Origin of the sequence: Tritonibacter litoralis, from assembly GCF_009496005.1 — a bacterium.
GTDB lineage: Bacteria > Pseudomonadota > Alphaproteobacteria > Rhodobacterales > Rhodobacteraceae > Epibacterium > Epibacterium litoralis.
Map to the genome: position 1 here is coordinate 146,702 of NZ_WIBF01000012.1, position 11,155 is coordinate 157,856.

The window sequence follows — 11,155 nt, forward strand, 5'->3', positions numbered from 1 at the left end:
AACTTGGGCCAAGATCACCCGGTGGTTCATATGCCCGCTCCGGTCAGATCCAGAACCAATCGCTGGCAATAGGGATGATCGGGCGTGACAATCATGGACGGAAAATGCCCCACATTCACAGCATTGGGAAAGCCCGAAGGTTCAATACAAACCCCAGCGCCCGGCGCAAAAGGTGCGCCCAAGCCGCCGCCCGCATAGACCTGTGCGCCGGGTTGATCCGACATGACCCGCAGACCCAGCCCGGATGCCGCGCGCAGTTCCGCAATGTCACGCAAGGCACCGGCGACGCTGGGTCGGAACGGGTAGAAATGGTCCAGATCCGGCGCCGTGTGCAGCGGGCGAAAGTCACGGAAATCATATGGTCCGGTCGCCGGCAAGATTTCACCCGTCGGCACGCCCTCTGCGTCCTTTTCAAGCAGGTGATCGCCAGGCAGTCGCAGCGACAGCCCCGCAATCCCATCCGTCTCCCCCAGAGTGTAGTAATTATGCTGGGCCAGGCTGATCGGCGTCGGGCGATCCACCTCTGCCAGGAACGTATAGATCAATCGCGGCGCTTGCAGCGTGACCTGGAGCGTAAACCGCACCTGCCCCGGAAAACCACAATCGCCATCGTTCGAGAACAGATGCAGGATCGCCTCGGTCTGGCTGCGTTGTTCGATCTGCCAGTTTTGCCGCACCATGCTCTGTGCGCCACCATGCAGGGTGTTTTGCCCCTCATTGGCGTCCAGAACATACCGCACACCGTCCAGTTCAAACGTGGCACCGCCAATGCGATTGGCCACACGTCCGGCAATCACACCCAAATATCCGCTGTTCTGCGTATAAGCGCCGGGATCCTCATAGCCGAGGATCAGCGGAACCTCATTCACCCACCAGCCCTGTGTCGTGGCTCCAAGGCTCAGCAGTGACACCCGCATCGGCCCGTCCGTCAGGGTGACTTGTTCAATCTCCACCCCGCTCATGTGCGAGCCATTGGGGACAGAACTGTGTAATACGCACGGAACCTGTTGTACGCCAGCTCATAAGCCTCAACCAGATCGGCGCGCGGTTCGATCACTTCGGCGATTTCGGGCGGGGTCATGACCTCATCCGGGGTTCGGGCTGTCACCGCACAAATCGCCAGTCGCGCAGCACCAATTGCGGCCCCCAACTCGCTGCCTGCAGGCAAGGCAAGCGGGACGTTCAATACGGTTGCCAGCGTTTCCAGCCAGAACCGCGAGCGCGTGCCACCGCCAACGGCCACCAACTGTTCCACATCCGCCCCAGTGGCGCGCAGGGCTTCCAGATTGTCACGCAGGGCAAAGGCCACCCCTTCCATCACGGCCTGGGTCATATCCTGGGGTCCCGATGCCACATCTGCGCCCAACAACGCGGCCCGAATATCGGCGTTATTGTGCGGGGTCCGCTCGCCCGACAGATAGGGCAGGAAGGTCATCTTGGCAGGGCTTGTGATCTGATCCGGCAGGGCCTGGGCCAGGTCCGCCGGAGATTGCCCCAGATTGCGGGACAACCAGTTCAAACTGTTGGTGGCCGACAACATCACACCCATCTGAACCCAACGGTTGGGAATGGCATGGCAGAACGTATGGACCGCTGTTTCAGGCGCGGGGGCATAGGTCTCGCGCGCCAAAAGCAACACACCCGACGTGCCAAGGGACAAGAACCCCTGCCCCTCGTTCACACAGCCGATCCCACAGGCTGCGGCGGCATTATCTCCGGCACCACCGGCGACGATCACCGGGCCTTGCAGGCCCCAGGTCTGACACAGCTCTTCGCTCAGGTGGCCGCCGACTGCGCTGCCTTCGACCAGATCCGGCATCTGCGCGCCGGTCATATGGGACAGCTCCAGCGCCCGGTCGGACCAGCCGCGCGCGCCCACATCCATCCACGCGGTGCCTGCGCTGTCGGACATGTCGCTGATGTAGGATCCCGTCAGCCAGAAGCGCAGATAATCTTTGGGCAGCAGGACCTTGGCCACTTGGACATAGATATCAGGTTCATGGGTGCGCAGCCAATCCAGCTTGGGCGCGGTAAAACCCGGAAAGACGATATTGCCCGTCTGTGTCCGCATCTCTGCCATTGCATCCAGGGCGGCGGCCTCAGCAGCAGAGCGGGTATCATTCCACATGATACAGTGACGCAGCACCCGCCCGGAGGCATCCAACAATGTGGCACCATGCATATGGCCACTGATCCCGATCCCGCGAATGGCCGCAAAGGCGCCGGCATCTGCGGCGCGCAGATCTGCAACCACCTGCTGGCAGGCCACGGTCCAATGGCCCGGGTTTTGCTCGGACCAGCCGGGATGTGGGGTCGACGTAGGGACAGCCGCCTCTGCTTCCGCCACAACCGTACCGTCTTCGGTCGTCACGATCCCCCTCAGACCGGACGTACCCAAATCGAGTCCTAAAAACATAGGCCCTCTCCCTCCCATTATTTTACTGCATAAATTAATTCAGAGAGGGCGCTGAGTCAATCCATCGTGACAGGAGAGCGGACTAGCCCCCCTGTCACGACGTCTCAGTCCAAAAGGCGTCGCCAGACACCTGCCGCGGGCAGGGACCCGGCTTCGGTTTCGACCGTTGATGCGCCATAGTTGAACCAGAACTCTTCGGTTGCGGTCTGGCGGATGCGCACCCCTTCGGGCAGGTTACGCAGGGTCAATTCTGCGGGGCCCGCGACTTTTTGCAAAAGCGCGTCAAACCCCGCCTCATCCAACCAGGCGCCGCAATAGATCTGCGCGCCCGTTGCCATCACAATCGGCACTCCGGCGTCTGTCTGCATCAGGACATCGGCGCTGCCCTCCAGCTCTTCCAGATATCCGGTCACCTGCCCGCCACCGGCCACGGCAATGGGCATATCCGGACGCAGGCTTTCCAATCGCGACACCGTGACATCCAGCCCCGGCAACGCAGGGGGCAGCGGCGTTGGGATATTGAAATCATGATCGCGTGCGGCGCTGCGCGGGCCATAGACCACCTTTGCGTCGGCCGTTGCCAAAGCCTGTTTTAACTCGTCAGGCATATGCATCAGACCGGGGGCCAGAACCAATTTGTAACCGCTGAAATCGCGGGTCTCAGACCGCAGAATATCCACCGACAAACCCTGACGCCGCAGGCTGCGATAAACGTCAAACACCAGCCCAAAATAGCTGAGCCCCTGCCCATGCGGCTGCGTGGACCAGGCCCAATCCGCATCATAATCAAAGAGCAGCGCAACCGGTGCTTGGGCCGGTTCGACCGTTCCGGCCTCGGCCAATTCAGCCGCAACCTGGCGTGCCTCTTCGATGGCGGGCGCGTCGGCGCTGTCGGGGCGCAAAAGGCCTGCATGCAGCTGTTCTTGGGCAAAGGGGGCCTGTCGCCAGCGGAAGTAACAGACCGCCTCCGCGCCATGGGCAAAGGCCTCCCAGCTCCACAGGCGCACCATGCCCGGCAGCGGGCTTGGGTTATAGGGGGCCCAATTGACCGGTCCCGGCTGTTGTTCCATCACCCACCAACGCCCGCGTCCCACCGCGCGGTACAGATCGTGGTGAAAAGCCTGGAAATCCGGATCCCCCTGGCGTGCATAGGCCCGCTGATGCACCGCATCTGCGCCCACGCGATCTTCCAGAAACCCCAAAGGGTAGCTGTCCCAAGTCGCAATCTCCAGATCATCGCCGACCTTGTAATGGTCGAAATCTGTGATGCGGCCCATATAGTTATGGGAAATCGGTGCCTTGGAATGGGCGCGGATGATCTCCACCTGCACGCGGTTGAACGCCACCACCTGATCTGATGAAAACCGTCGAAAGGCCAGCACATGGGCGGGGTTGGCCTCGGTCACCGTAAGGTTTGGCAGCTCAACCTCGTCGAAGGCATTGTACTCCATCGACCAGAACACATTGCCCCAGGCCGCATTCAGCGCTGCGATGTCGCCGTGGAACTGGTCCTGCAACCAGGTCTGAAATGCCCCGCGCGCCGCATCCGAATAGCTGAGGATCGTGTCATGGCAGCCATATTCATTGTCCGTCTGCCAGGCCGCCACATAGGGGTTCTGCCCATAACGTTCGGCAAACAGCGCGGTGATCCGCTTGCTTTCTTCCAGATAGCCGGGGTGGCTGAAACAGTAGTGCCTGCGCGACCCAAAGCCGCGCACCCGGCCTTCGGCATCGATTGCAAACATGTCTGGATGACGTGTGACCATCCACCGGGGCGGCGTTGCGGTTGGCGTGCCCAGAACCACCTTAAGCCCGGCCTTGCCCAACACCTCAATCGCGCGATCAAGCCAGTCGAACTGTAAAACACCTGGCTGGGGTTCCAGCCGTGACCAGGCAAATTCGCCAATCCGCACCCAGGTCAGGCCTGCCGCAACCATACGGGCCGCATCCTCGGCCCAGATCGTTTCGGGCCAATGTTCCGGGTAATAACAGGTCCCCAATGTCCGCTGCATGGTGCCCTCTTTCTTCTTTATAGGATAACTTGGTGTTCGGCCTGACCCTGCGCCAATGTTTCCGTGGCAAAGGTCTGGCCAGCAGGGGCCGGCAGGCCCCCATCGGCGGCGGTGGTCACAAACAGCGTCGACAGATCCGGCCCGCCAAAGGCCGGGCAGGACACTTGTGGCGTTGGGACGGGGATTTCAGCCTCAAACGTGCCATCCGGCGCATAGGCCGCAACCCGCGCTGCGCCCCATTGAGCGTTCCACAGGTTGCCGTCCTGGTCCACAACAGCGCCATCGGGACCAAAGTCTTCATCCGACAGATCCAAAAACACCTGTGGCCTACCCATTGGCCAGCCGTCCTGGGGGTCCAGAGGCTGGCGCATAATCAGGCCCAAATGGGTGTCGGTGTAATAGGCACAGGACCGATCCGGCGCGAAGCAGATCGCGTTGGATATGGTCACATCCGGCACCAGCTTGCGCAGCGCGCCTTGGAAATACCGATAGATTGCGCCAGCGCCCCGTTCGGCATTATAGCCCATGGTGCCAATCCAGAACCCGCCCCAGGGATCCGCGCGCCCGTCATTGGAGCGCGTTTGGGGATTGTCTGCCTCAAGCGCCACCAACAGGGATTTGTCACCGGTTTCACTGTCAAACAGCCACAATCCGCTGGCAGAGGCGAGGATGAACCGTGTGCCATCCACCCAGCCCAGAGCCGAGACACATTCGTCAAACTGCCAGAACCGCTCGGTGCCAGCCTCCAGCGTGTAAAGACGTTTTTCCAGTATATCGAACCAGTAGAACTGCTGCTGACGGGGATGCCAGAACGCCCCCTCGCCCAGGGTGCAGCGCGTGGTGCTGATGGCTTGCATCATTCGACAAAAACCGCGTCATAAGCCGCCACCATTTCGACGGCCCGCTCCGCCACATCCGCCGCTGAGCGGCCCGGCTTGTAAAGGCTGGTGCCGATGCCAAAGCCGGTGATCCCCGCCGCCTGCCAATCGGCAAAATCCGCAGGTCCCACGCCGCCGACCGCATAGGTTTTTGCGTCCCGCGGCAACACCGCCTTTAGCGCCGCATAGCCATCGATCCCCAGTTTAAAAGCGGGGAAGAACTTTAGCCCATCCGCGCCTGCACGCAGGGCAGAAAAGGCCTCGGTCGGGGTAAATACACCCGGAAAGGACAACATCTGCGCAGCCTTGGTGGCCATAATCACCTCGGAGTTCGCATCCGGAGAGACCACCATACCCGCCCCAATGCGCGCCAGCCGCGCCACATCCTGCGTTGTCAGCACAGTGCCCGCCCCAATCAGCGCCTGCCCTTCGGCTGCGGTGATCATGTGTGCAATACTGTCAAACGGGTCAGGAGAGTTCAGCGGCACCTCGATCTTGGTGATCCCGTTGTCGATCAGCGCCGCACAGACCGGTGCAGCTTCCTCGGGGGTGATGCCCCGCAAAATGGCGATAATTTCACGATCCATGGATCTCTGTCTCCTGCAGCTGCGCATAGGCATCACGCAGCCCGTTTAATGTTGTTGTCTCTGCATCTGCCACCTGGGCCACTTGCCCATGCAGCGTCAGGGCTGTGGCATAGGCCTGGGCCAATGTGTTTTCGCCGACGATAGTGACAGGCGTGGCGTCCCACAGCCTGCGCATCGCACCCAGTTCTGCGCCCAACAGCAGGCCGGACAGCGAGGCCCGCGCCGCCGCAGGGCCAAGATCCGCCAGCAAGGATTGCGCCCGCAAACCAAAAAGGGATCCAATTAGATGGGTGGGATCCTGGGCCGCTTTCAGGCAGCTGTTTTCAAAGGCGGCCGCATCCCAGCCTGTGTTGCCGACCGAATGGCACAGCACCGAATACTGGCCAATCACTTCAAACAATTCACCGCTCATGATGGTGGCAAATTCGACAATCCGACCCGCCTGAACCCGCACCCATTTGGTATGGGTTCCCGGCAGGCAGATCACACCGTCAAAGCCCGGCTCCTGAGCGATGACACCCCGGATCTGGGTCTCTTCCCCGCGCATCACATCGGCGGGATCCCGTTGTTTAACCCCTGGCAGGATATGCACGTTGAACCGCGGATCAGAAACGGGTGCAGAGGTTGCCGCTACACCGGCCCGTGGATCACACGGGGTGGCCACATAAGGCGCCTCAATCCAGCCCTGCCGCGACCCGGCCATGCCGCAGACCACCACATCCAGCGCCGCGCCTTCGGGCAGATGGTCCGCCAAGAGATCCAGCAGAACATTTTCATAGGCGTCCGCAGCGATCTGCCCCATACCTTTGTCACTTGTCCGGCGGGTCAGGACCGTTCCATCCGCCGCCAGACACCACAGCCGCATGTGGGTGGTGCCCCAATCCACAGCGACCCAGGCGGTGGCCTGTTCTTGGGCTGTTGTCATCCGGTCACCACCACGCCACCATCGACCACCATGGCCTGGCCAGTCATCATCTTGCTAACATCCGAGGCAAGAAACAGGGTCGCCCCCACGATATCCTCGGGGCTGAGCGAGTCCTTCAGACACTGGCGTTCCAGATGCGCTTCCAGAGCTTCGGGGGTGACCCACATTTCCTTTTGCTTGTCCGTCAGCACCCAGCCCGGCGCGATGGCGTTGACGCGGATCTTGTCGGGACCAAACTCCCGCGCCAGCGACCGGGTCATCCCGGTGATACCCGCATTGGCAGTGGTGTAGCCGGGATAGCCATCATTGCCCATCATATAGGAAATCGAGCTGAAGTTGATAATCGCGCCGCCGCCCGCATCCTTCATGCCCGCAATCGCACGTTGGCAGGCAAAGAAATAAGCCTTGAGGTTCACGGCCTGCGTCCAGTCCCAAAAGTCCTCATCCACCTCCAGCGTGGTATGACGCTTGTCGTTGGCGGCATTGTTCACCAACACTGCAATCGGCCCTTGGGCTGCGGCCGCCTGATCCATTGCACCTTGCAAGGCCGGGATGTCGGTGATGTCACATTGGATAAACAACGGGCGCACCCCGTGCTTTTCCTCCATCTCATCACAAAACGCGCTGGCATCGGACCGCCCGACAAAGGCCACTTTGGCCCCTTGCGCCAAAAACCCATCCGTCAAATAGGCCCCGATGCCTGAACCGCCACCGGTGATAAAGACGGATTTGTCCTTTAGGTCATGAAACGTCGCAGTCATCAGTGGCTCTCCCGTGTGACGGGGCGGGTGTCTTTACCCACCAGAAAATCAAGATCGGCCCCTTGGTCCGCCTGCAGCACGTGATCCACGTACATCTTGGCATAGCCACGGGTATAGTGAGGCTCGGGCGCAACCCAATTGGCGCGGCGGGCCTCCAGTTCAGACTCAGAAACCAGCAATTCCAAAACACCGGTTGCCGCAGAGACTTTGATCCGATCGCCGGTTTTCACCAAGGCAATTGGCCCGCCGGCGGTGGCCTCTGGAGCCACATGCAGGATCACGGTGCCAAAGGCGGTGCCGGACATCCGCGCATCCGAAATCCGAACAATATCGCGCACGCCCTGTTTCACCAGTTTTGCAGGCACCGGCATATCGCCCACTTCGGGCATGCCCGGATAGCCTTTGGGGCCGCAGTTCTTCAGCACCAGAATGGAGTTCTCATCCACCGGCAGATCATCACGGTCGATGTTGGCCTTCAGCTCTTCAATGGTTTCAAACACATAGGCCTCGCCCTCGTGTTCCAACAGATGATCCGAGGCCGCCGAGGGTTTCACAATCGCGCCTCGTGGTGCCAGATTGCCCCGCAGCACCCGCAGGCCCGAGGCCGGTTTGCGCGGTGTGTCATAGGCAAAGATCACATCGCGGTTATAGCACTCGGCCTCTTCATAGTAGTGCGAGATGTCCTTGCCCATCACCGTCTGTGCCGGACGCAGCTTGTGGGCGATTTCTTTCAGCACCACGGGAACCCCGCCGGCATAGCAGAAATCCTCCATCAGGTATTTGCCGGATGGCATGCAGTTCACCAGCAGCGGGATCTCTCCACCGATCTCAAAATCATCCAATGTCAGATCAATGCCAACCCGACCGGCCAAGGCCAGCAGGTGCACCACCGCATTGGTGGACCCACCCAGCGCCGCATTGGCGACAATCGCGTTTTGAAAGCTCTCCTTGGTCAAAACATCCGACAGTTTCAGGTCTTCCTCAACCATCTCGACAATGCGCTTGCCGGTCATATGCGCCAGCGCCATGCGGCGGGCGTCCACGGCCGGCAGGGAGCCGTTCATCGGCAGGCACAATCCCATCGCCTCCGACAGGGAGGAGGTGGTGGAGGCGGTGCCCATGGTCATGCACACCCCTTTGGAGCGGGACATGCCCGATTCAGTTGCCATGAAGTCTTTCAACGTCATGTCGCCTGCTTTGACGTCCATCGCAAACTTGCGCACATCGGTGCCGGACCCCAGATCTCGCCCCTTCCACTTGCCGTTCAGCATCGGGCCGGCCGACACCACAATGGATGGCAAATCAACCGAGGCCGCGCCCATCAATTGGCCCGGTGTGGTCTTGTCACAGCCCCCCAACAGCACCACCCCGTCCATGCCATAGGCGCGGATCGATTCCTCAACATCCATCGCCAGCAGGTTGCGGAACAGCATCGCCGTGGGTTTCATCTGGGTTTCACCCAAAGACATCACCGGAAATTCCACCGGAAAGCCCCCGGCCTCCCAGACGCCGCGCTTCACCCCTTCCGCCAGCTCCCGCAGGCCCGAGTTACAGGGCGTCAGCTCGGACCAGGTGTTGCAGATCCCGATCACCGGGCGTCCATCAAAGGCATGGTCGGGGAACCCTTGGTTTTTCATCCAGGAGCGACGGATAAACCCGTCCTTGTCCATCATCCCATACCAGCCGCGATTGCGCCGTTCCTTGCTCATAGCTTGGTTCCTTCAACCACCCACATCCGGTCCGGAAAAGACCAGGGAAGGGTCATCCCATGTTGCATCAAAAATTGCCCCGTCAACGTCAACGCGCCCTGTTTGATTGGCAGATCTCGGCGTGACAGGTGGTGGGCCGCCTCCCGGTTGGTCAGCTCAACCCGATAGGTCGCGTCAGGCTCCAGCGCTGTCAACCGCAGGGGGCGCGGCAGAATCTGATGGCTGGTGGCCGCGCGCCCGGCAAAGACCACAAACCGGCTGCCGTCCTGGGCCAGCTGCTGCTCGGCGATGACGCTGGGGTCCTGACTGTCCAGCCGCAGAATATCCGCCGCCATGCGCCAATCGCGGTTGTCCTTCCACCACTGTGTGACATCACGCAGCACGCCCGCTTCATCTTCGGTCAACTCACGGGGGTCCATCTCAAACCCCATATGCCGCTGTGCCGCGACCCAAGCCCGATAGCAGATGTCATGCACCCGGCCGGATGTATGGCAGTGGCGCGGCCCCACATGGCTGCCGGTCACAGCCGCGGGCAACATCAGCGCGGCGTCATGTTGAATACGCAACCGTTCGCTTGCGTCATTGCTGTCAGACAGCCAGACCCGATGGGTGAGGCCCAGAATGCCCGCATCAATCCGCCCCCCGCCCGAGGCGCAGCTTTCGATTTCCACGTCCGGAAAGGCGGTGCGCAGATCCCGCAGCAGCGCATAGATCCCGTCCGTTTGGGCCGCATTGCCAATCGGCAGCAGCCGGTTGTGATCCCACTTCAGATAATCAATCCGATGCCCGGCCAACAGGGTCGCAAGCTTGCGATACAGGTAATCGCGCACCACCGGTTTTGACAGATCCAGCACCCGCTGCTGGCGGCCTTCGATCTGATCGCTTGGCCCCAGGATCCACTCGGGATGTGCCCGCGCCAGATCGCTGTTGAGGTTCACCATCTCAGGCTCTACCCACAGGCCAAACCGCATGCCACAGGCTTCGACATGATCTATCAGCGGCGTCAGCCCCTCGGGCCATTTGCGCGGATCAATGTTCCAATCCCCCAGCGATGAGGTGTCATCATCGCGTTTGCCAAACCAGCCGTCATCCAGAACAAAACGCTCGGCCCCCAGATCAGCGGCCCGCGTGGCAATGTCTTTCAAAACGGCTGGGTCATGGTCGAAATAGACCGCTTCCCAACAGTTGTAATGCACCGGGCGTGCGCGCTCAGGCTCGGGCCATTGCACAATGTGGTCCCGCACCAACCGCTGAAAGGCGACGGCACAGCCGTTCAGACCCTGATCTGACACCGCCAGGTACAAGGGCGCGCTGTGAAAGATCTGACCGCTCTGACGGGTGCCGGTGGCATGACCCCATTGGATCTGCCGTCGCCCATCGGCCAGCTCTTCGGCATACATCACATGACCGCCGGACCAGCCATAGTGCATGGCAAACACGGTGCCTTGCGTATTGCTGGCCCCCGCTTCCGGGAAATAGGCCAAGGGCGGATGTTCATGCCCCGACCGGCCCATACGGGCCTCGCGCATATGGACACCGGTGCGCCACGGGCTGCGTTGCAGCTGAAACTCACCAATCCAGCGACCGGCAAAATCAAGGATCTCCGCTCCCATCTGCGGTCCGGGTAACACCGGTGCGGCCAAATGATGCAATGTGATCCGATGATCAGATTCCAACCGCGTCCGGGCCACCAATGTGTCGCCACTGGTTTCAAACGACAGCACCAGGGTCAGGCCCTGCTCGGGATCGCAACAGGTGAATTCCCCCGCTTCCGCCGTCTGCAGACGGAACCGCGGATACAAAGCCTGCCCCCCCTGCCAGGCCACCAGCCCCGGCTGGCCGTCAAAACTGGTGGCCGCCTGCGGAC

At 61.1% G+C, this 11,155-nt stretch carries 9 protein-coding genes; all 9 read right to left on the bottom strand.

Going from position 1 to position 11,155, the window contains the following annotated elements; all coding sequences use genetic code 11:
* Positions 1 to 26: 26 nt before the first annotated feature.
* Positions 27 to 962, bottom strand: coding sequence for an aldose epimerase family protein (locus GFB49_RS17060; RefSeq protein WP_153217143.1), 936 nt, complete (start codon positions 960 to 962; stop codon positions 27 to 29).
* On the bottom strand, positions 959 to 2,416 hold the full coding sequence (gene xylB / locus GFB49_RS17065; protein ID WP_153217144.1) for a xylulokinase: 1,458 nt from the start codon (positions 2,414 to 2,416) through the stop codon (positions 959 to 961). Before xylB ends, GFB49_RS17060 begins: the two co-directional genes overlap by 4 nt.
* 104 nt (positions 2,417 to 2,520) lie before the next feature.
* Positions 2,521 to 4,428 carry a beta-galactosidase gene (locus GFB49_RS17070; RefSeq protein ID WP_153217145.1) on the bottom strand — a complete coding sequence of 636 codons (1,908 nt, stop codon included), beginning with the start codon at positions 4,426 to 4,428 and terminating at the stop codon, positions 2,521 to 2,523.
* 17 nt (positions 4,429 to 4,445) lie between these two features.
* Positions 4,446 to 5,288: an SMP-30/gluconolactonase/LRE family protein gene (locus GFB49_RS17075; RefSeq protein WP_153217146.1), complete on the bottom strand. Its 843-nt coding sequence runs from the start codon at positions 5,286 to 5,288 to the stop codon at positions 4,446 to 4,448.
* Positions 5,285 to 5,893, bottom strand: a complete 609-nt coding sequence (locus tag GFB49_RS17080) for a 2-dehydro-3-deoxy-6-phosphogalactonate aldolase (protein ID WP_153217147.1) — start codon at positions 5,891 to 5,893, stop codon at positions 5,285 to 5,287. Before GFB49_RS17080 ends, GFB49_RS17075 begins: the two co-directional genes overlap by 4 nt.
* Positions 5,883 to 6,818, bottom strand: coding sequence for a 2-dehydro-3-deoxygalactonokinase (locus tag GFB49_RS17085; RefSeq protein ID WP_153217148.1), 936 nt, complete (start codon positions 6,816 to 6,818; stop codon positions 5,883 to 5,885). The genes GFB49_RS17080 and GFB49_RS17085 overlap by 11 nt, the downstream gene beginning before the upstream one ends.
* A complete protein-coding gene (locus GFB49_RS17090) occupies positions 6,815 to 7,579 on the bottom strand; it encodes an SDR family NAD(P)-dependent oxidoreductase (protein WP_153217149.1) in 765 nt (254 codons plus the stop codon). The genes GFB49_RS17085 and GFB49_RS17090 overlap by 4 nt, the downstream gene beginning before the upstream one ends.
* Positions 7,579 to 9,288 (bottom strand): IlvD/Edd family dehydratase, encoded by a 1,710-nt coding sequence (locus tag GFB49_RS17095; protein WP_153217150.1) that lies wholly within the window; start codon positions 9,286 to 9,288, stop codon positions 7,579 to 7,581. Before GFB49_RS17095 ends, GFB49_RS17090 begins: the two co-directional genes overlap by 1 nt.
* Positions 9,285 to 11,155, bottom strand: a 1,871-nt coding sequence (locus GFB49_RS17100; protein WP_153217151.1) for an alpha-galactosidase, incomplete at its 5' end; no start/stop codon positions are given. The genes GFB49_RS17095 and GFB49_RS17100, both read right to left, overlap by 4 nt.